This is a genomic window from Flavobacterium akiainvivens, assembly GCF_001278115.1.
In the GTDB taxonomy this organism is placed as follows: domain Bacteria; phylum Bacteroidota; class Bacteroidia; order Flavobacteriales; family Flavobacteriaceae; genus Flavobacterium; species Flavobacterium akiainvivens.
Genome location: NZ_LIYD01000005.1, coordinates 4,018,494 through 4,040,093, shown reverse-complemented (window position 1 = coordinate 4,040,093; position 21,600 = coordinate 4,018,494). Strand labels below are relative to the sequence as shown.

The window sequence follows — 21,600 nt, the reverse complement described above, 5'->3', positions numbered from 1 at the left end:
ATTACTATCCGGCAATAGCGTTTTGAAGAATTTAGCAACAAAAGTAACACTAATTATATTATCGGGCTTTGTTATTTATTCGTGTTCGCTTGTAAAGCGGGTGCCAGACGGCAGCCACCTGTTAGAGAAGAACGAAATAACCGTTAACGGTGAACAAAATAACGATGACGACCACAAGGCGCAGCTCTACCAGCTGCCCAATACTGATATTGCGGGCTTTCACCTGCGCCTGCACATGTATAATGCCGCCAAGCCAAATGCAGATTCTACCTACCTGGCCTACCTTGACAACCACCCGGGCATGCACAAATTTTTAAGGGGTATGCTGTCTGAAAAGCAGGTGCGCCGCTTTGGCAACTCGTTTGTAATTTCGGGCATAAGCAACTTTTTAAAGAAAACCGGCGAACCCCCTGTGCTGGTAGATGAAACCCGCACTAAAAAAGGCCGTAACAGGCTTTTTGCCTACTACTACAAAAAAGGCTTTTTCAGGGCTAACGTAAAATACAGCATAGATACCCTGCCCGATAAAAGGGCTGTTGTGCATTATGATGTAGAAACTGGCAAACCCTACATTATAGACACCATAACCGCTTATATTGAAACGCCTGCGCTTGACAGCCTGTACAAAAAAAGTAAGATTGAAGCCAAGCCTATGATTAAGGAAGGTGTACAGTATAACGAGGCAGATTTTACTGCTGAGCGCGAGCGTATCACAGCTTATTTCCGCAACAACGGGGCGTATAAATTTGAACCTAACAATATCAACTATGTAATTGACACTGTGGGCAATGACTACAAAGCCAGTGTAGATATTAATATTGATAATGAAACCGTGCGCCAGGGCGATTCTACCTTTGTGCGCCCGTTTAAGCTATACAAAATAAGTAAGGTAGACATTTATACCCAAAACCCGTCTGACGAAACACAGGAGCCCGACAGCGCCAGCTATAACGGTTTTAATATATACAGCAGGGGCAAGCTAAACTACAGGCCAAAAGCCCTTACGCAACCCGTTTTTATTACCCCCGGCAGCACCTATGCCGACTGGAGGCGCGTGCTTACTTCGCGCTATATGAGCAACGTAAACATCTTTAACTACCCTGCTATTGATTTTGTTGAAGACACAACAGATGCCAGCGGCAACTCACTGATTGCCAAAATACGCCTTAGCCCTAAAAAGAAATTCCGTTTTAACGTAGCGGCCGATTTTAACCACAGTAACATCCAGGATTTTGGTATACAGGGTAGTATGGGGGTGTCCATCCGTAATATATTCCGCGGCATGGAAACCCTGCAAATATCTACCCGCGGCAACATTGGTTCCAGCCGCGACCAGGCCATTAAAGACCGTACTTTCTTCAACATCCTTGAATATGGTGCCGATGTAAAGCTTACCATACCCCGTGTGTGGCTGCCGTTTAAAACCGAAAGTATAATCCCGAAACGGATGATACCTTCTACCACCGTAAGCTTTGGTATAGGCAGGCAAAAAAACATAGGCCTTGATAAAGAGAATTTTACAGGTATGCTTAGCTACAACTGGTCGCCTAGGCTTGGCACGCAAACCGCAAAACTCGACCTGTTTAACATTCAGTACATACGCAACGTAAATGCAAACCGTTATTTTGATGTATACCGCTCGTCATACGACCGCCTTAACGAAATAGCCCAGAATTACAGCGGCAGTATTCCGGCAGAATACCTTGAACAGAATGGAGACCTTACCATTCCCGGCGGTACCGACTATTTTATAAACAACACATCTGAAGTTGAGCCCCCCACCCTGCCGGTTACCCAAAACGAACTTACTGAAATTGAACGCATTCAGGAACGCCGCGACAGGCTTACCGAAAACAACCTGATTGTGGCCTCAAGTTTTACCTATACCCTTACCACCCGCTTAGACAATAATGACAACTCCTTTTTCATATTTAAAACCAAGTTTGAGAGCGCGGGCAACACATTATCATTACTATCTAAAGCTTTTGGCAATATAGATAATGCCCCACTTGGCCAAACCACATTATTTAATGTAGAATACTCGCAATACCTTAAAGGTGAGGTAGATTTTATAAAACACTGGAGCCTTGGCCGCGGCAAAGTACTGGCCATGCGTTCGTTTTTTGGCCTTGCCGTGCCTTATGGCAACTCAAACACAATACCGTTTGCAAGAAGTTATTTTGCCGGGGGCTCTAACGATAACCGTGCATGGCAGGCCTACAGCCTTGGCCCAGGGCGCAGCGGCGGTTTAAACGACTTTAACGAAGCTAACCTTAAAATGGCTTATAGTGCAGAGTTGCGTTTTAACCTTTTCGGGCAGCTAAACGGTGCGGTTTTTGGCGATGTAGGCAACATCTGGAACGTATTTGATAATGTAGACGACCCTGATTACACCTTTAACGGCCTCTCATCTTTCAGAGACCTGGCATTTGGCACAGGCCTGGGGCTTAGGTATGACTTTAACTTCTTTGTAGTGCGCTTTGATCTGGGCTTTAAAACCTATAATCCCGGCAGGCCCGAGGGCTCAAGATGGTTTACAGACCACGATTTTAAGCACAGTGTTTTAAACGTAGGTATTAATTATCCGTTCTAAAATTTTCAGGAATAGTTAAAAACACTATTTTTGTGAATTAAATTTAAAATCCCAAACTAATGGCCCACAACATTAAGCCCGGTGTAGCCACCGGAGATCAGGTTCAGGAAATCTTTAATTATGCTAAAGAAAAAGGTTTCGCGCTTCCTGCAGTAAACGTTACCGGTTCAAGTACTATAAATGGCGTTCTTGAAACCGCTGCAAAACTTAAAGCTCCTGTAATCATTCAATTCTCTAACGGCGGTGCCGCTTTTAATGCCGGTAAAGGCCTTAATAACGATGGCCAGAAAGCAGCAATTCTTGGTGCTATAGCCGGGGCTAAACACGTTCATACACTTGCAGAAGCCTATGGTGCTACTGTAATTTTACATACTGACCACTGTGCCAAAAACCTACTGCCATGGGTAGACGGCCTTCTTGATGCCAGCGAAAAACACTTTGCCGAAACAGGCAAGCCGCTTTTCAGCTCGCACATGCTTGACCTTAGCGAAGAACCGCTTGAGGAAAACATAGAGATATCTGCAAAGTACCTTGAAAGGATGAGCAAAATGGGCATGACCCTTGAAATAGAACTTGGTATAACAGGTGGTGAAGAAGATGGTGTAGACAACAGCCATGTAGATGCTTCAAGGCTTTATACACAACCTGAAGAAGTAGGCCATGTATATGAAGAGCTTAGCAAAATATCGCCAAGGTTTACCGTAGCTGCTGCTTTTGGCAACGTACACGGCGTTTACAAGCCTGGTAACGTAAAACTTACCCCTACAATTCTTAGGGATTCTCAAACGTATGTAGCTGAGAAATTTGGCACCGGGCCAAACCCTGTAGACTTTGTATTCCACGGAGGATCAGGCTCTACGCTTGAAGAAATCCGCGAGGCTATTTCTTATGGTGTTATCAAGATGAATATTGATACCGACCTGCAGTTTGCCTTTACCGAAGGTATCCGCGACTACATGGTGGGCAAGGTAGACTACCTTAAAACGCAGATAGGTAGCCCTGACGGACCTGAATCGCCTAACAAAAAACACTACGACCCACGCAAATGGATTCGTGAAGGCGAAGTTACCTTTAACAAAAGGCTTGAGCAGGCATTTGCTGACCTGAACAACGTAAACACACTTTAATATTACCACAATAGGCTAAGCACCAGCGTGTTTAGCCTATTGTTATTTTTACCAAATAATTTAAGGAGAGAGAATTATGGCCTGGTTTAAAAGAACGGAAAAAGGTATTACTACCCCTACCGAGTCCAAAAGGGATGTACCCAAGGGGCTTTGGTATAAATCGCCAACCGGAAAGATTATTGATGCTGAGGAACTTGCGCGCAATTTTTATGTAAGCCCTGAAGACGGTTACCATGTAAGGATAGGCAGCAAAGAGTATTTTAGCATACTGTTTGACGACAACGAATTTACTGAGCTCGACAAGAACATAACCAGTAAAGACACCCTTAAGTTTGTGGATACCAAGAAGTATGACGAACGCCTTAAGGATGCCATGGAGAAAACCAAACTTAAGGATGCAGTGCGCACCGCTGTGGGCAAATCTAAAGGTAAAGACCTGGTTATAGCCTGTATGGACTTCTCTTTTATAGGCGGTTCTATGGGTGCTGTGGTAGGTGAAAAAATAGCCCGTGCCATAGACCACTCTATTAAAAACAACATTCCGTTTCTAATGATCTCAAAATCAGGGGGCGCCAGGATGATGGAGGCTGCTTACTCGCTTATGCAGCTGGCCAAAACATCGGCTAAGCTGGCACAGCTGGCAGAAGCCGGAATACCGTACATATCGCTTTCTACCGACCCAACAACCGGCGGAACTACAGCAAGCTACGCCATGCTGGGCGATGTAAACATCTCAGAACCAGGAGCATTGATAGGCTTCGCAGGCCCGCGTGTGGTTAAAGACACTACCGGTAAAGACCTGCCTGAGGGCTTCCAGACGGCTGAATTCCTGCTGGAGCACGGTTTCCTTGACTTTATTACACCAAGGAAAGAACTTAAAGACAAAGTAAACCTGTATCTTGACCTGATCCAGAATCAGCCAATACGATAAGAAATCACTTACAGAAATATCAAAAAGCCATTCGCAACCCGAATGGCTTTTTTCTTACAAGCACGCCTCAAAAAGTGCTTAATATTTCACTTTTGGAGTTTGTTTTCACGGTGTGAAATATCAAAAGCCATTTTTTACCCCACAGCGGCTTTTTTCAAAAAAAATTTGCTACCCAAAAAAGCCTCCACAATCGCAATTATATTTTTTGTACGTTTATACTTCAAACAATTTTTGACCTTCATAAAAACACTCGCATGAAACCACTATACATACTCCTTGCTATTTTAACCCTTAGCTGTGCAAAAGCACCCCAACAGCCGGCCGACCCAATTCCTGCACACAACACCTTTACTATAGCCTCTAAGCAACTGGGCGAAACCCGTACCATTAATGTATGGACACCCGAAGGCTACGCACAGGCTACCGACTCCCTGCCGGTTATGTACATGGCCGATGGCGGCATAAAAGAAGATTTTCCGCATATTGCCAATACCTTTTCAGAACTTATTAAGGCCAAAAAGATAAAGCCCTTTATTTTGGTGGGCATAGAAAACATACAGCGCCGCAAAGACCTTACCCCACCCACCACAGTGGCAAAAGATAAGGAAGTAGCCCCCGTTGTGGGTGGCTCAGGCGCATTCAGGGCGTTTGTGGCCAATGAGCTGTTTGCCGAAGTAAACAAGCACTACCGCACCACCGCGCAAAGGGGCATACTGGGCGAATCGCTATCTGGCCTGTTTGTTATGGAAACCTTTTTCCTGGAGCCGCAGCTGTTTGACTACTACATAGCTTTCGACCCATCGCTATGGTGGAACAACCACAACCTGGTTACCACCGCCAGACAAAACCTGGCAAAAATGCCGCAGGGCAAAACACTGTGGTTTGCAGGCTCTGGCGCTACAGATATTTCGCAGTACACAAAACAGCTTGAGGGTATACTAAAAGCCACCAACACCCCAGGGCTGCGCTGGGCATATTCAGATGAGCCTAACGAAGAGCATGGCACTATTTTCAGGGCTACTAAAGAAAAAGCGCTGGTATGGGCGCTAGGTAAGTAATTTTTCTGCGCCATGCTCACTAAAACTCATATTTAAACACAAAGCTTCGTGAACTTCAAAATGATCTTATCATCTAATCTTCGTGTCCTTTGTGATCCCGATAACTATCGGGATTGGTGACCTTTGTGTCAAAAAATTATCTACAGAAATCTTTTAGAAACATTTTTTTACGAAAACGTTTTTCTAAATATTTATGTTAACAAACTGCCGTTCATCGATTTATTCATTAAAATCATCGCTATCAGACTGTTAAAAAAATTAACATATTTATAGCGCCCCTATATTTGCTGCTTATGAAAACATATGCCGCAGATATAATACCGAAGATTGAACGGTTTTCGCAAAAGCTTGATAACATAACCATGCTGGTTAACCACCACTGGGTAGTGCTTGATGAAGCCTCCCAGACTAAAACCGTGTATATTTTCAGGAATAACGGGCAGTTGCTTATTTCGGTTAACGGCAGGGTGCAAAAAGCCCGGTGGGAGTACCTGGGCAACAACGCCATACTTATTGATTTGCACGATGAGTCATACCTTTTCCGCCACGGTTTTTTTGATAAAAACGTACTGGCGCTAAAAGTAGACAGCGCTAATGAGTATGCCGTGCTTATTAACGAAAGCCGCTACCGTGCCGACCTCAATTCCATTGCCGCGGTGCTTGATTTTTTAAGCCTTACCTATGGCGAAGATGTAGTGCCAAAGCTACAGCAGCCGCATAACCACCACTTGCCCATTACCTATTACATTACCCTTGTAAAAGAAAGCTATTCGCTCAGGATGGGTGCATACCGCGAATACAAGGTAAGGCTCTCCGGTGGGGCGGTGTTTACCATATACAAAAAGAAATCAAACGGAAAGTTCTTCTTTTACCACAACCGCGAAATGGTGCAGTTCAGCAACAAATCAAGCTGTATTGAGTATATAGAAAGAGTAGCGGGGTAGTTCCCGTTTAGGGTTCATTGTTCATTGTTCGTTGTTTAACCCTGAACCCTGAACAGCGAACGCCGCAGGCCTACATCCCACTACGTATCGCCTCAACCGGGTCGAGCTTAGAGGCAGAGCGCGCCGGTAAAATACCCGCCACAAGCCCAATAAAGGTAGAAATGCTAAAGCCCAGCATAATGTTGCCAAAGCTCAGCACAAAGTCAAAACCGGCAATGCTGCTGGCAATGGCTGCTGCTCCTTTTACCATAAGTATACCTATAAGCCCGCCAATAAGCGACAGGATTACGGCCTCAAATAAAAACTGGAACAGTATAAAGTGGTTCTTTGCACCAAGTGATTTTTGTATGCCTATAATGTTGGTACGCTCCTTTACCGATACAAACATAATATTGGCAATACCAAATCCCCCCACCAGCAGTGAGAACCCGCTTATAATCCACCCCACCATGTTTAGCACGCCAATAATCTGGTCTATAAACTCGGTGAATGAAGAAATAATGTCTATCATAAAGTTATCGCCCTCACTCGCCTTAATACCACGATAAAGGCGCAACTTCTGGGTAATATCGGCCTTGGTGGCCTCGGCATCAGCACCCTGTTTAGGCTTTATGATAATTATGGGCGTCATAAAATCATTGTTATCGCCATACATATTGCGCATCATATTAACCGGAAATATAGCCGCAGTGTCGTTACTGCCCATACCCATCCCGCCAGAGCCTACTTTTTTAAGCACGCCTATAACCGTAAAGCGCCTGCCGTATACCCTAATCTTCTTGTCAATAGGGTTATCATCGCCAAAAAGCGTTTCGGCCACATCATACCCCAGTACAATAACGGCGCTGCCACGGTTGCTTTCGCTTTCGTTATAAAAACGCCCTTTATCAAGCTCTTCTTTTTGAATGTCTATAAACTCATGCGATGTAGGTATCATGTTTATGCCCGTAGCCGTCTTCTTTTCATAAGTCAGCGTCTCGGCATTGGTAAACATCTGGTAAGCCATGTATTCAGAACTCGCCACATTGTCTTTCAGGTACTGGTACTCATCATACGTCACATCCGGAAACTGCTCGCGCCTCCAGGCCGGTATATCGGTTGGCGCAAAAGAAAAACGCTTCAGGTACATGGTATTTTTATCTACCTTGTTCATATCGGCCTTAATCTTGCGGTCCAGGGAGTCTACCGCGGCCAGCACGGCTATAATAGAAAATATACCTATGGTTACACCCAGTAACGAAAGGAATGTGCGCAGCTTGTTGTTAGTAAGTGCGTTTATGGCAAAAGCAAAGCTTTCTTTAAGTAACCTAAGGTAAAGCAGCATGGCAAAAAATTATTGGCTTGTTCAAAATTCAGCATTTTTTTAAAGCCGTGAAAATGTAAGGGCATAAAAATTTCAAATTAAATAAAAATAACCATTTTGGCTTTTGAATGTTACCTGCGTTATAACTACTTTTGCGCCTTAAACTAACACACAACAAATGAGCAGCGCAAAAACAATTTCATCGGCACTTATTTCAGTATTTTATAAAGACGGCTTAGAGCCTGTTGTAAAGGCACTTCACGCCAATAATGTAACCATATATTCTACAGGCGGCACAGAAGATTTTATAAAAGCCCTGGGCATACCGGTAGTGCCGGTTGAAGATGTAACGTCTTATCCGTCAATACTTGGCGGCCGTGTAAAAACCCTGCACCCTAAAGTTTTTGGTGGCATACTAAACCGCCAGGACCATGAGGGAGACGTAGCGCAAATGAAAGAGTATGATATACCACAAATAGACCTGGTTATTGTAGACCTTTACCCGTTTGAAAAAACCGTGGCAAGCGGCGCTTCTGAAGCCGATATTATCGAGAAGATAGACATAGGCGGCATATCGCTTATCCGTGCGGCGGCAAAGAATTTTAAAGACACCGTTATTGTGGCATCGGTAGACCAGTATGGCCTGTTCCTTGACGCGTATAACAAAAACAACGGCGGCACCACGCTGGAGGAAAGGAAACTTTTTGCTGCAAAGGCATTCCACACTTCATCGCACTATGATACTGCCATATTCAACTACTTTAACAGCCAGGATACAGACGAAACCATATACAAGCAAAGTGTTGCCGGTGGGCAAATACTGCGCTATGGCGAAAACCCGCACCAAAAGGGTTATTTCTTTGGTGGCTTAGACACTATGTTTACAAAGCTGCACGGCAAAGAGCTTAGCTACAACAACCTGCTTGATGTAGATGCTGCTGTAAACCTTATAGGCGAGTTTAAAAACGACAACCCTACATTTGCCATACTTAAGCACAACAATGCCTGTGGTATTGCAACCCGCCAAACGGTTAAAGAAGCATACCTTGATGCCCTTGCTGCCGACCCAACTTCTGCTTTTGGCGGTGTGCTTATTGCAAACGCGGCTATTGATAAGGATGCAGCTGAGGAAATCAACAAGCTTTTCTGCGAGGTGGTTATTGCACCGGGGTATAGCGATGAGGCTGTTACCATACTTCAGGAAAAAAAGAACCGAATTATTTTAATCCAAAACGAGGTAGAACTTCCTGCAACACAGGTGCGTACATGCCTTAACGGAATTTTAGTACAGGATAAAGACAATATTACCGACAATAAAGGCATACTAACCACCGTTACAGTAACATCACCTTCTACGCAGGAAATCGACGACCTGCTGTTTGCATCTAAAATATGCAAGCACACTAAATCTAATACTATTGTATTTGCTAAAAACGGACAGCTTATAGCCAGCGGTACCGGCCAGACCAGCCGTGTAGATGCGCTAAGGCAGGCAGTAGAAAAAGCACACTCATTTGGCTTTAGCCTTGAGGGCGCTGTTATGGCAAGCGATGCTTTCTTCCCGTTCCCTGATTGTGTGGAACTGGCTAAACAGGCAGGCATTACAGCTGTAATTCAGCCGGGCGGGTCTATTAAAGACGAGCTTAGCATAAACTACTGTAACGAAAACGGCGTGAGCATGGTATTTACAGGAGTACGTCATTTTAAACATTAATTTTAGTACTTTTGTAAGCTTAAAACGCAAACATTATAAATATATAACCCGCACACACACCTATGGGATTTTTTGATTTCATGACTGAGGATATTGCCATTGACCTTGGCACCGCAAATACCCTCATAATACATAACGATAAAGTAGTTATAGACAGCCCCAGCATAGTAGCCCGCGACCGCGTTAGCGGCAAAATTATTGCCGTGGGTAAGGAGGCTAATATGATGCAGGGCAAGACCCATGAAAACATTAAAACCATACGCCCCCTAAAAGATGGTGTAATTGCCGATTTTGATGCCTCTGAAAAGATGATGAGTATGTTTATAAAAAGCATACCGGCCCTTAAAAAGAAGCTCTTTACCCCTGCCCTCCGCCTGGTTATTTGCATACCAAGCGGCATTACAGAGGTAGAAATGCGTGCGGTTAAAGAAAGTGCAGAGCGTGTAAACGGTAAAGAAGTTTACCTTATACACGAGCCTATGGCAGCAGCAATAGGTATTGGCATAGATATTATGCAGCCCAAGGGCAACATGATTGTAGACATAGGTGGCGGTACTACAGAAATTGCCGTTATAGCATTGGGCGGTATTGTGTGCGATAAATCGGTTAAAATTGCGGGCGACGTGTTTACTAATGATATTGTGTACTACATGCGCACCCAGCACAACCTGTTTGTGGGTGAAAGCACTGCCGAAAAAATTAAGATACAAATAGGCGCAGCCCTTGAAGAGCTGGACAGCCCACCGGAAGATATGAGCGTACAGGGGCGTGACCTTTTAACAGGCAAGCCTAAGCAGGTAGATGTTAGCTACCGCGAAATTGCCAAAGCGCTTGATAAGTCAATCCAGCGTATTGAAGATGCGGTTATGGAAACCCTGAGCCAAACGCCTCCTGAGCTTGCTGCCGATATTTACAACACCGGTATTTACCTTGCCGGCGGCGGTAGTATGCTAAGGGGCCTTGATAAAAGGATTTCACAAAAAACCGACCTGCCCGTTTATATTGCCGAAGACCCGCTTAGGGCAGTTGTGCGCGGCACCGGAATGACACTAAAAAACATACCAAAATACAGGAGCATCCTTATAAAATAACGAGATAGCAAATGCAGCAAATATTTAATTTTCTATATAAAAACAGTATATTCTTACTGTTTTTGCTGCTTTTGGGCATATCGTTAATCTTTACCATACAAAGCCACTCTTACCACCGCAGCAGGGCGGTATCATCGGCTAATGCGGTTAGCGGCTATGTATATGAACAGGTAAATAACATTAAGGCCTACTTTAACCTGCGCGAGCAAAACCAGGCCCTGGCCTTTGAAAATGCCCGCCTGCAAAGCCTGCTGTACAACACGCAGGACACCGCAAACAGGCCCGAGATTAAAATAGACCCCGCCTTTGCCGATTATAAGGTTATACAGGGCAAGGTGATTAAAAACGCCTTTAGCCGCCAAAAAAACTACCTTACCCTAAACATAGGCTATAACGACGGCGTGCGTAAAGACATGGGCGTTTTAAGCAGCCGCGGCGTGGTAGGCTATATAGAACAAACATCAGCCAATTATGCCACGGTAATAAGCGTGCTGAATAAAGATTTCAGGCTTGGTGCAAAAATCAAGAAAAACAACCACTTTGGCACCCTTACCTGGAACGGTAAAAACACCGGCTATGCCCAGCTTACAGATGTGCCCCGGCTTGCCGAGGTAACAGTAGGCGACACTATTGTTACCGGTGCAGAGAGTACTATTTTTCCTGAAAACATACCTATAGGTACTATTTATAAAGTAAACAGAAACACGGTTACTAACTATTTTGAGCTCGACATAAAGTTGTTTAACGACATGACCAGCCTTGACTATATTTATATTGTAGAAAACAAGCACAGGGACGAGATTATTAAATTAGAGGAAGCTACCACACCCACCACTACAAAATAATGAACAGTACGGTATTAGTAAACATATTCCGTTTTATAGGATTACTGACATTGCAGGTAATGGTGCTTAACCATATTAACCTGTTTGGCTTTCTAAACCCCTACCCTTATATTTTATTCATACTGCTCTTTCCGGTAAACGGCAACAGGGCGGCATTGCTGGTTAGTGCATTTTTCCTGGGGCTGTGTGTAGATATGTTTCTTGATACCAGCGGCCCCCATGCGGCGGCCTGTGTGGTGCTGGCCTACGTTAGGCGCAACTACTTTAAGCTGGCCTTTGGTGTTAGTTTTGAATACCAGACCATAAAAATCAACGACAGGCTTTCGCCCGAAAGGTTCTCGTTTATCCTTATGTGTATTGTAACGCACCATTTAATTTTGTACCTTTTGGAGGTCTTTAACCTTGGGCTTATTTTCAGCACACTGTTAAATGCACTCTACACCACAATATTTACGCTTATAATAAGTCTTATTGTTATATACCTTATTAAGCCTGCAAAAGAATGAGAAAGCTATTACTGCCCATAATTATTATCTCGGCTACATTACTAATAATTGCGCGGCTTTTTTATTTGCAGATTGTTGATGACTCCTGGATTAAAAAAAGCGACAACAACGCCTACAAAATAAAATACGAATACCCTGAGCGCGGTTATATTTATGACCGTAACAATAAGCTTATGGTGGCCAACCAGCCGTCTTATGATATTATGGTTACCCCAAACGAGGTGGCCGATGATGTAGATGTAAACGAGCTGTGCAACCTGCTGCACATAGACCGCGCCTATTATGACCTGCGCATGAAAAAGGCCAACGTGTACAGCCCGCGCCTGCCCTCTATTTTCTTGCCGCAGCTCAGTAAAAAGGAGTTTGCCGCCTTCCAGGAAAAAATACGCCGCTTTAAAGGCTTTGATATTGTAAAGCGTTCCCTGCGCGATTACCAGCTTACTGCCGGCGCTAACGTGTTTGGCTACATACAGCAGGTTAACGATGCCATTATACAGAAAAACCCCTACTACAAAAGCGGAGACCTTATAGGCCGCCAGGGTGTGGAAGAAGTATATGAAGAAGTACTGCGTGGCACCAAGGGCGTTAAGTACATACAAAAAGACCGCTTTAACCGCGAAATAGGCTCTTTTAAAGAGGGTATTTATGATACCATAGCCGTTCAGGGTAAGGATATAACCCTTACGCTTGATATGGAGCTTCAAAAATATGGCGAGTCGCTAATGTTTGAAAAGCGTGGCGGTATTGTAGCCTTAGAGCCCTCAACCGGCGAAATACTGGCACTGGTTACAGCACCTAATTATGACCCGGCGCTGCTTGTGGGCCGCGACCGTTCTAAAAACTACCTGGCCCTTGAAAGGGACACCATAGGCATACCCCTGTTTGACCGTGGCCTCCTGGCAGAATATCCGCCGGGCTCACCTTTTAAAATACTTACCGGGCTTGTAGGCCTGCAGGAAGAGGTTATAGACGAAAACAGCACCTTTGTGTGCCGCCATGGCTTTAGCTACGGCCGCGGTGCGTTTATGAAATGCCACGACAGCGGTACAAACAACCTCAACTCGGGTATATACCACTCGTGCAATACGTATTTTGCCAATACCTTTAAACTTACCATAGATAAATACGGCAAGCCAGACCTCGGCGTTAATGCCTGGGCCAGCCACCTGCAAAGCTTTGGCCTGGGAGACTTTTTGGGTTATGACCTGCCTCCGGGGCGCAAGGGGCTTATACCTACTGCAAAATTCTACAAGCGTTTTTACCCCAACGGGGGCTGGAGGAGCAGCACCATTATATCAAACTCTATTGGCCAGGGCGAAATCAAAATGACCCCCATACAGCTGGCAAACATGATGGCCACTGTGGCTAACAAGGGCTGGTACTACACCCCTCACATCATCAAGAAAATTGAAGGCGGCACTATAGATAAAAAGTTTACCACAAAGCACGTTACCACCATTGCGCAGCAATACTACAACCCGGTTATACAGGGATTGTTTGACGTGTATAACTTTGGTACGGCAAGTCGCTTAAAGGTTGAAGGCATAGAAATTTGTGGTAAAACCGGTACTGCCGAAAACTTTGCAAAAATAGGCGGCGTGCGCACACAGCTTGACGACCACTCTATTTTTGTGGCGTTTGCACCAAAGGAAAACCCTAAAATTGCCATTGCAGTGTTTATAGAAAACGGGTATTGGGGTGCACGCTGGGCAGGCCCTATTGCCAGCCTTATGATAGAAAAATACCTGAAGGGCGAAGCGCTTACCCAAAAAGCCCGCGAAGAGTACATACTGCACAACGGCCTTAAGGCTACTTATGATAAATATACAAGCGGCATGCCGTTTAGCATTAACCACTAAATGAAGAACCAGAGCGTAACCAATAGTGTAGACTGGATAACCATACTACTGTACATGGTTTTGGCCATTATGGGGTGGATGACTATTTACTCGGCATCGCTGCCGCGTGAGGCTACCTCTATATTCGACCTCAACCAGGTATACGGCAAGCAGATACTGTTTATACTGGGCAGTATCCCGCTTATAATTGTTATGCTTTCTATAGATGCCAAGATATTTGACAAGTACGCTTTTATCTTTTACGGGCTTTCCATACTGTTACTTGCCGGCCTCTTTATTTTTGGTACAGAACGCAAGGGGCAAACCAACTGGTATGCCTTTGGCGGCTTTAGCTTGCAACCCTCTGAATTTGCCAAGATAGCCACATCATTAGTACTCAGTAAATATCTGAGTGATGTTCAGGTAAACCTGCAAAAGGTTAACCACCAGCTGGTAGCCTTTGCCATAATAGGCGGGCCCATATTGCTCATCATGATGCAGCCCGATGCCGGTAGTGCCATGATATTCCTGTCGCTTGTATTTGTACTGTACCGCGAAGGATTACCTGCCTGGTACCTTATTGCCGGATTCTCTGCCGTAGGGCTGTTCCTGCTGGCACTCGTTATAAAACCCATTTTTGTTATCATACTTCTTGTAGTAGTGTTAGGCCTGCACTACCTCACAGCCAAACGCGTAAACCGAAACCCCATAGCCTACACCCTGATACTTGTTGCCGCAAGTGCGTTTGTGTTTTCGGTTAGCTATGTGTATGATAATGTGCTCGAACCCCACCAAAAAGACCGTATAAATGTGCTTTTTGGTAAAGATGTAGATTTAAAAGCCGAGGGCTACAACCTCAACCAGGCGCAGATTGCCATTGGTTCGGGCGGATGGCTGGGCAAAGGCTACCTTGAGGGCACACAAACCAAGGGCGGCTTTGTACCCGAACAGCACACCGACTATATTTTTACTACAGTAGGCGAAGAATGGGGCTTTGCAGGATCAATAATTGTGATTATAATGCTAATAACATTACTGTTCCGCATTATTTACCTGGCAGAAAGGCAAAAAACCAAATTCAGCCGTACTTATGGCTATTGTGTAGCCGCCATACTCTTCATGCACTTTTTTGTGAATATCGCCATGCTTATCAGGCTGTTCCCCACTGTGGGTGTGCCGCTGCCGTTTTTCTCTTACGGAGGATCGAGCTTCTGGGCATTTACCATACTGCTGTTTATCTTTATAAAGCTCGATGCAAACAGGGTAAACGAGTGGTAGGCTCGCTTCGCTCAGGTTATTTTGTTTAGGGTTGGGAGTTGGTTTTAAAGTTGTTTGCTACTTTCAACAAAGGCATACAAAATTAAATTCATATCAAGCCACGAATCTTACTAATTATCGAAAATTAATTAGTGAGATTCGTGGAATTCGTGGCAAAAAAACTTTGCGGAATAACTACAAGATCATCTCGCCATACGGCACCACAACATCATAGCCTTTCGTCTTAAAGTATTCAGTTGGATTTTCTTCGGTAGCGGCCAAAATAAAATCGCCGCCCCAGGCACCCAGGCTTTTTACCACACCTTTAAAATCAGGAAACAGGCGTTCCTGCACCGGGGCAATGCCCAGCACACCGCCCACTAAAGCTTCCTGCTTTTCTAACGCCGATGCAAAAGAGCTTAAATCAGGGGCAGCAACAAGCGCTTCAATAAGTTTATTGATTTGCGCTACCAGAGCCGGGCGGTCAAAATTCCTTTCGCGGTAAGCGGCAATGGCTTCACGGCTGTTCTGCTTTTTATTGAGGTAAACAAAGTATAGGTTGTGAGCAAACGGCGGGTTAAAATCAAACGTTTCAACTATGGGCTCATTTGCCGTTTTAGTATATAAAACAGCCATATCGTGCTGTGCACAGGCAATATCATACCCGCTTCCGCCAAAGGTATTGGCAAGCAATTCATACGCATCAATACCAAACCATTCTGCCACCAGGGCAATAAATGTAGACGATGTGCCCAATCCCCACAAGCGCGGAAATGTAAGTTTGGTTACCACCTCAAACCCTCCATTAGCCAGTATTTCAGGATTAGCCTTGTGCGCTTCGTGCAATACTTTTATAAGCATTTGTGTCGCTTCAGGATGCGATTGCCCGTTGTTAGCAACAATATCATTAACCGGTATTTCGGCTTCAAGCCAAAGCGTACCGTCGGCATCATGGCTTTTCCATAGCAGGGTATCCCCTGCCCTGTTTTGTACCTCCAGGCTCTGCCCGAATTTTGTAGGCAATGCAAAAGCCGCCGAGCCATCAAGCACGGTATATTCGCCCATTATAAAGAGCTTTCCGTTAGCGTAAAAAGTCTTCTTCAATTTTTGTGGGGTCGTTTTTGCGGAGTTCTTCAATAAAATCAGCCACGCCTGAGTGGCTTACCGTTGCAGTTTCAAAATGCTTTACGGCTGCGTGCTTTTCAAGGTCGTTAGCCCCCAGCTGGTTGAGTATGTTCATCAGGTGCATTTTCATGTGTCCCTGTTGTATTCCCGTTGTGGTAAGCGATCTCACGGCAGCAAAGTTTTGCGCAAGGCCTGCCACCGCCACAAACTGCATCAGCTCTTTAGCAGACGGGTTGCCCAGCATCTCCAGGCACAGCTTTACCAATGGGTGCAGGGTGGTTAACCCGCCCACGGTGCCCAAAGCCAGCGGCACATCAAGCCAAAAGGTAAAAATACCGTCTTCAATTTTGGCATGGCTCAGGCTGCGGTACTGTCCGTCTTTGGCGGCATAAGCGTGTACCCCGGCTTCTACCGCACGAAAGTCATTACCCGTTGCCACCACCACGGCATCAATACCGTTCATAATGCCTTTATTATGCGTAACCGCACGGAAAGGCTCTACCTGCGCCACCTGAACGGCAGTAACAAACTTTTGGGCAAAGTCTTCCGGCTTTATATTTTTGTCGTCATTAAGGTCACTAACCGGGCATGATACTTCGGCACGCACCACACAGTTGGGCACATAGTTGCTCAAAATACTCATTATAACCTCTATGTGCTGTTCGCATTCGGTAAAGGCATCATAACCCAGCGCCTGCGCCTTTAGCGTATTGGCAAACTGCTCCAGGCATGAGTTTATGAAGTTAGCCCCCATACTGTCTACCGTTTCAAACGTAGCGTGCAGCTGGTAGTAATTGGGCAGTAATGTGGTTTTATCGCGCAGCTCAATATCAAGAATACCGCCGCCACGTTTCTGCATATTTTTAGTAAGGTCTTCGGTTGAAGTAAAGAAAGCAGACTTTATAGCATCAAAAAACGCCTGTAGCTTTGCAGCATCCCCTTTATATAAAAAGTGTACCTGCCCTATTTTTTCGGTGCTGATAACCGTAGCTTTAAAGCCGCCTCGCTTTGCCCAGAATTTAGCCGAACGCGCCGCGGCAGCCACTACGCTGCTTTCCTCAACCGCCATGGGCAGCACATATTCTTTTCCGTTTATTACAAAACCGGGCGCCACACCCAGCGGAAGGTAAAAGTTAGAAACGGTGTTTTCTATAAATTCGTCGTGCAGTTTTTGCAGCGCGGCATCATCATTCCAGTATTGTTTCAGGATGGTTGCGGCTGCATTTGGGTCGGCAAAATAATGACTGGTAAGCCATTCTATTTTCTGTTCCTTACCCAGTTTGCTAAAACCCGCTATAGTATTACTCATTCTCAGGAGCTTAATAAAAATTACCCTGCAAAGATACGCCTTATGCCCGGCTTACGCCAAAAATTAATTAATCAGTAAAGTTTTCGCAGAAATTCAGTTTAACAAAAAAAACAGCTCATATCTCATAAAATTTTACTAAAATTGACAGTTTTTTTATCATTAATAAAATGAAATATTTCTTAAAGCCTGTTTTATTCTTTTTAATAGCCGCATTGCCGGCTGTAGCACAGCAAAAAATAACCCTCGACGAAATCTGGAGGGGTGGTTTCCGTGCCCAGGGTATGGACGAACTCAACACCCTCAAGAATACCAACCAGTACACTGTACTTAACGGCAACAGCATAGATTTGTACGATTTTGCCACACTGGCTAAAGTAAGCACGCTGCTTGAGGGCAAGGGCTTCAGCCAGCTTAAAGGCGGTATTGACAGCTATACCTTTAGCACTGACGAGAAGAAAATACTGGTAGCTACAGGCAGCGAGCCTATTTACAGGCACTCGTTTACCGCTACGTATTATATTTATGATATTGCAGCCAAAACGCTTACGCAACTTTCTGAAAACAAGGTGCAGGAACCGGTATTTTCGGCAGATGGTACTAAAGTGGCTTACGGCTATGCCAATAACCTGTATGTGTTTGATATTGCTGCAAAAACCAGTAAGCAAATTACTACCGATGGCAAGCGTAACAGCATTATAAACGGCATTACCGACTGGGTGTATGAGGAAGAATTTGCCTTTGTGCGCGCTTTTGACTGGAACAAGGCCGGAGATAAAATAGCCTACATCCGTTTTGATGAGACTGAGGTTCCTGAATTTACTATGGAATATTACCAGGGCACCCTATATCCGCAGGAATACAAATTTAAATATCCAAAGGCCGGCGAAAAGAACGCTACCGTTAGCCTGCATATTTACGACCTTAAAACAGGGGCTTCAAGCCAAATAAAACTGGGCGATTATACTGATTTCTACATTCCGCGTATAAAGTGGACTAACGATGCCAACACACTGAGTGCACAGGTTATAAACCGCCACCAAAACAACCTCGACCTTATTTTTGTTGATGCTGCCACCGGCACTGCCAAAGTGGTGCTTAACGAAAAAGACAACGCTTATGTAGATGTTACCGATAACCTTACATTCCTTAACGATAACAGCTTTATCTGGACCAGCGAAAAAGACGGCTACAACCACATATACCACTATGCCAAAACCGGCAAGCTTATCAAGCAGGTTACTGCCGGCAAATGGGAAGTAACGTCTTACTATGGCTTTGACGCTAAAACCGGCAATATTTTTTACCAGTCGGTAGAAAACGGTTCTATAAACCGCGATGTGTACCGCATAAACATAAATGGTAAAAACAAAGTAAGGCTAAGCAGCCAGGCCGGCACCAGCGATGCTAAATTCAGCCCTGATTTTAGCCTGTACCTCAACAACTTTTCAAGCGCTACACAGCCCGAAATCTTTACGCTAAACAGCGCTAAAGACGGCAAGGTGGTTAAGGAAGTGCTTAACAACAACACCCTGCTTAAAAAGCTTGAGGGCTATAATATGCCTGTAAAAGAATTCACCACCATTAAAACCGAAAAAGGCCACGAACTGAATGCATGGTTTATTAAGCCTAAAAACTTTGACGCTTCTAAAAAATACCCGGTGCTTATGTATCAGTACAGCGGCCCCGGCAGCCAGGAAGTGGCCAACCAGTGGAACAGCTATAATGACTACTGGTTTTATATGCTGGCTCAGGAAGGCTATATTGTGGCTTGTGTAGACGGCCGCGGAACGGGCTTTAAAGGTGCTGCCTTTAAAAAAGTAACCTATAAAGAACTGGGCAAATATGAGGTGGAAGACCAGATAGACGCTGCAAAGGTTATTGCACAATACCCGTATGTAGATGCTGCACGCATAGGCATTTGGGGCTGGAGCTACGGCGGTTTTATGAGCAGCAACTGTATACTTAAAGGGGCCGATGTATTTAAGGCAGCAATTGCCGTTGCACCGGTTACCAACTGGCGTTTTTATGACAGCGTATATACTGAACGCTATATGCAAACCCCACAGGAAAATGCAAGCGGGTATGACGAAAACTCGCCCATAAACCACGTTAAAAAACTTAAAGGCAAGTACCTCTTGGTACACGGCAGCGCCGATGACAACGTACACCTGCAAAACACTATGCTTATGGTAGAGGCGCTTGTACAGGCAAACAAACAGTTTGACTGGGCCATTTATCCTGATAAAAACCACGGCATTTACGGAGGATTTACCCGCATACACCTGTTTACAAAAATGACAAACTTTATAAAAGAGAATTTATAATACATGAGCCAGGACCTAACCTTAGAACAAATACAGGACTTTAAAGGCAAATACCCAAAGCAGCTTTGGGGACTTTTCTTTTCTGAAATGTGGGAGCGCTTTTGCTTTTATGGTATGCGCGGTGTGCTTACCTATTTTATGGTTACACACCTTATCCTTGAAAATGGCGGCCACATGAGCGATAGCCAGGCTAACCTGCAATATGGTGCCACACAGGCTTTTGTTTACGCCTTTACGTTTATTGGCGGGCTTTTCGCTGATAAGATTTTAGGCTTCCGCAAGTCGTTGTTCTGGGGTGGTATTTTAATGATTGTGGGCAGTGCCATCCTGGCATTCGACCCTTTCCCAGAAAGTAATTTCTTCCTGGGTATTAGCTTTACCGTAATTGGCACAGGCTTCTTCAAACCGAACATTTCAACAATGGTGGGTGCGCTTTACAAAAAAGGCGATGCACGCCGTGATGCAGGCTTCTCTATGTTTTACTCAGGCATTAACATTGGTGCGCTGCTTGGCGGATATGCCTGTATTGCCATAGGCAAAGGGCAGCTCTTTACCAGCTTTATACCTGCTGAATACACATGGAATGTAGCCTTTGGCCTTGCCGGAATTGTAATGACCATAAGCCTTGTAACGTTTATCTTCACACAAAAAACACTGGGACCAATAGGTTTATCCCCTTTTAAACGCGAAGACAATACTGTTAAGAAATTTACCGAAGCCGACAGCTTTGGCACTGCTCCGGCTGAACCCACCAAAGTGGCTCTTACTGTAAAATCAGGCAAGGCATGGTATGAGTATGCTGTATATGCCCTTACACTTGTGCTTATACCTGTTATTATGGCTATGGTTGCCAAAACAGAATATACTGATTATTTTATGTATACCATAGGTCCCTTAACGTTAGTGTACCTGGTATATGAAATGAGCAGGCACACGTGGGAAGAAAGTAAAAAGCTTATCGCTGCCCTTGTATTTATAGTTTTTTCTATAATATTCTGGGCTTTTTTCGAGCAAAGCGGTGGTTCATTAAGCCTCTTTGCTGCTAAAAACCTTAACAACGTGGTAGCAGGCACACTTACGCTTGACCCTAACGGTGTAAACAATGCAGCAAACTCTGTATTTGTTATCATATTCGCGCCTATAGTAGGCCTTGTATGGGTGGCAATGGCAAAGAAAAAAATTGAACCTAATACTGTAGTAAAATTCGGGCTTGGGTTTTTATTCCTTGCAGGCGGTTTCTACACATTTTATGCAACACGCTTTTTTGAGGTAATAGCCGGTTCGGGCATTGCAAGCCTTGATGTTTTTGTGGTAGCTTATTTTATCATTACTTTTGGCGAGCTTTGCCTTTCGCCCATAGGCCTGTCTATAATGACAAAATTGTCTCCGCAAAAATTGCAGGGTGTAATGATGGGTATGTGGTTCCTGGCAAGCGCCTATGGCCAGTATGTGGCAGGTATCCTGGGTGCAGGGCTTAGTGAGGGCGGCGAAAACGATTCGCTACAACAAAAACTTATTACGTATACTGACGGCTACCAACAGCTTGCCCTATATGCGGTTATAGCAGGTGTGGTGCTTATAGCCATATCGCCACTGGTGCGCAAGCTTATGCAGGACGTAAAATAATAAAAATTA

General features: G+C 44.7%; 16 protein-coding genes. 13 read left to right on the top strand and 3 right to left on the bottom strand.

The window, feature by feature from the left end:
- Positions 1-22 precede the first annotated feature (22 nt).
- From tamL to AM279_RS18020, 5 genes are all read left to right on the top strand, one after another.
- Positions 23-2,593, top strand: a complete 2,571-nt coding sequence (tamL, locus tag AM279_RS18040) for a translocation and assembly module lipoprotein TamL (RefSeq protein WP_054409444.1) — start codon at positions 23-25, stop codon at positions 2,591-2,593.
- Between the two features lie 59 nt (positions 2,594-2,652).
- The gene (gene fbaA / locus AM279_RS18035; RefSeq protein ID WP_054409443.1) at positions 2,653-3,720 is read left to right on the top strand and encodes a class II fructose-bisphosphate aldolase; all 1,068 of its coding nucleotides are present in this window, start codon (positions 2,653-2,655) and stop codon (positions 3,718-3,720) included.
- 76 nt (positions 3,721-3,796) lie between these two features.
- A complete protein-coding gene (gene accD / locus AM279_RS18030) occupies positions 3,797-4,651 on the top strand; it encodes an acetyl-CoA carboxylase, carboxyltransferase subunit beta (protein ID WP_054409442.1) in 855 nt (284 codons plus the stop codon).
- Positions 4,652-4,905: 254 nt separating this feature from the next.
- Positions 4,906-5,709: an alpha/beta hydrolase gene (locus AM279_RS18025; RefSeq protein WP_054409441.1), complete on the top strand. Its 804-nt coding sequence runs from the start codon at positions 4,906-4,908 to the stop codon at positions 5,707-5,709.
- A gap of 293 nt (positions 5,710-6,002) precedes the next feature.
- Positions 6,003-6,653: a hypothetical protein gene (locus tag AM279_RS18020; protein ID WP_054409440.1), complete on the top strand. Its 651-nt coding sequence runs from the start codon at positions 6,003-6,005 to the stop codon at positions 6,651-6,653.
- Between the two features lie 70 nt (positions 6,654-6,723).
- Here AM279_RS18020 and AM279_RS18015 read toward each other — a convergent pair whose 3' ends face one another.
- Positions 6,724-7,977 carry an ABC transporter permease gene (locus AM279_RS18015; RefSeq protein ID WP_054409439.1) on the bottom strand — a complete coding sequence of 418 codons (1,254 nt, stop codon included), beginning with the start codon at positions 7,975-7,977 and terminating at the stop codon, positions 6,724-6,726.
- A gap of 157 nt (positions 7,978-8,134) precedes the next feature.
- Here AM279_RS18015 and purH point away from each other — a divergent pair, with 157 nt between their 5' ends.
- From purH to rodA, 6 genes are all read left to right on the top strand, one after another.
- Positions 8,135-9,670, top strand: coding sequence for a bifunctional phosphoribosylaminoimidazolecarboxamide formyltransferase/IMP cyclohydrolase (gene purH / locus AM279_RS18010; RefSeq protein WP_054409438.1), 1,536 nt, complete (start codon positions 8,135-8,137; stop codon positions 9,668-9,670).
- 62 nt (positions 9,671-9,732) lie between these two features.
- Complete coding sequence (locus tag AM279_RS18005; protein ID WP_054409437.1) at positions 9,733-10,761, top strand: rod shape-determining protein; 1,029 nt, start codon at positions 9,733-9,735, stop codon at positions 10,759-10,761.
- A gap of 11 nt (positions 10,762-10,772) precedes the next feature.
- Entirely contained in the window at positions 10,773-11,606 is an 834-nt protein-coding gene (gene mreC / locus AM279_RS18000) for a rod shape-determining protein MreC (RefSeq protein WP_054409436.1), read from the top strand.
- Entirely contained in the window at positions 11,606-12,112 is a 507-nt protein-coding gene (locus AM279_RS17995) for a hypothetical protein (RefSeq protein ID WP_054409435.1), read from the top strand. The genes mreC and AM279_RS17995 overlap by 1 nt, the downstream gene beginning before the upstream one ends.
- Positions 12,109-13,971 (top strand): penicillin-binding protein 2, encoded by a 1,863-nt coding sequence (mrdA, locus tag AM279_RS17990; RefSeq protein WP_054409434.1) that lies wholly within the window; start codon positions 12,109-12,111, stop codon positions 13,969-13,971. The genes AM279_RS17995 and mrdA overlap by 4 nt, the downstream gene beginning before the upstream one ends.
- Positions 13,972-15,228, top strand: a complete 1,257-nt coding sequence (gene rodA / locus AM279_RS17985) for a rod shape-determining protein RodA (protein ID WP_054409433.1) — start codon at positions 13,972-13,974, stop codon at positions 15,226-15,228.
- Positions 15,229-15,402: 174 nt separating this feature from the next.
- Here the strand turns inward: rodA and AM279_RS17980 are convergent, their stop codons facing one another.
- Positions 15,403-16,311: a GYDIA family GHMP kinase gene (locus tag AM279_RS17980; RefSeq protein WP_074961394.1), complete on the bottom strand. Its 909-nt coding sequence runs from the start codon at positions 16,309-16,311 to the stop codon at positions 15,403-15,405.
- Positions 16,289-17,641: a hydroxymethylglutaryl-CoA reductase, degradative gene (locus AM279_RS17975; protein ID WP_054409431.1), complete on the bottom strand. Its 1,353-nt coding sequence runs from the start codon at positions 17,639-17,641 to the stop codon at positions 16,289-16,291. Before AM279_RS17975 ends, AM279_RS17980 begins: the two co-directional genes overlap by 23 nt.
- Before the next feature lie 167 nt (positions 17,642-17,808).
- Between AM279_RS17975 and AM279_RS17970 the strand changes: the two genes are divergently transcribed.
- Both AM279_RS17970 and AM279_RS17965 read left to right on the top strand, forming a co-directional pair.
- The gene (locus AM279_RS17970) at positions 17,809-19,965 is read left to right on the top strand and encodes a S9 family peptidase (RefSeq protein WP_143090312.1); all 2,157 of its coding nucleotides are present in this window, start codon (positions 17,809-17,811) and stop codon (positions 19,963-19,965) included.
- 3 nt (positions 19,966-19,968) lie between these two features.
- Positions 19,969-21,591 carry a peptide MFS transporter gene (locus AM279_RS17965; RefSeq protein WP_054409429.1) on the top strand — a complete coding sequence of 541 codons (1,623 nt, stop codon included), beginning with the start codon at positions 19,969-19,971 and terminating at the stop codon, positions 21,589-21,591.
- Positions 21,592-21,600: the final 9 nt, after the last annotated feature.

Bases quoted from the DNA above. Each gene is read 5' to 3' on its own strand.
- fbaA (WP_054409443.1), top strand. From the start codon at position 2,653: ATGGCCCACAACATTAAGCCCGGTGTAGCCACCGGAGATCAGGTTCAG.
- accD (WP_054409442.1), top strand. From the start codon at position 3,797: ATGGCCTGGTTTAAAAGAACGGAAAAAGGTATTACTACCCCTACCGAG.
- AM279_RS18025 (WP_054409441.1), top strand. From the start codon at position 4,906: ATGAAACCACTATACATACTCCTTGCTATTTTAACCCTTAGCTGTGCA.
- AM279_RS18020 (WP_054409440.1), top strand. From the start codon at position 6,003: ATGAAAACATATGCCGCAGATATAATACCGAAGATTGAACGGTTTTCG.
- AM279_RS18015 (WP_054409439.1), bottom strand. From the start codon at position 7,977: ATGCTGCTTTACCTTAGGTTACTTAAAGAAAGCTTTGCTTTTGCCATA.
- purH (WP_054409438.1), top strand. From the start codon at position 8,135: ATGAGCAGCGCAAAAACAATTTCATCGGCACTTATTTCAGTATTTTAT.
- AM279_RS18005 (WP_054409437.1), top strand. From the start codon at position 9,733: ATGGGATTTTTTGATTTCATGACTGAGGATATTGCCATTGACCTTGGC.
- mreC (WP_054409436.1), top strand. From the start codon at position 10,773: ATGCAGCAAATATTTAATTTTCTATATAAAAACAGTATATTCTTACTG.
- AM279_RS17995 (WP_054409435.1), top strand. From the start codon at position 11,606: ATGAACAGTACGGTATTAGTAAACATATTCCGTTTTATAGGATTACTG.
- mrdA (WP_054409434.1), top strand. From the start codon at position 12,109: ATGAGAAAGCTATTACTGCCCATAATTATTATCTCGGCTACATTACTA.
- rodA (WP_054409433.1), top strand. From the start codon at position 13,972: ATGAAGAACCAGAGCGTAACCAATAGTGTAGACTGGATAACCATACTA.
- AM279_RS17975 (WP_054409431.1), bottom strand. From the start codon at position 17,641: ATGAGTAATACTATAGCGGGTTTTAGCAAACTGGGTAAGGAACAGAAA.
- AM279_RS17970 (WP_143090312.1), top strand. From the start codon at position 17,809: ATGAAATATTTCTTAAAGCCTGTTTTATTCTTTTTAATAGCCGCATTG.
- AM279_RS17965 (WP_054409429.1), top strand. From the start codon at position 19,969: ATGAGCCAGGACCTAACCTTAGAACAAATACAGGACTTTAAAGGCAAA.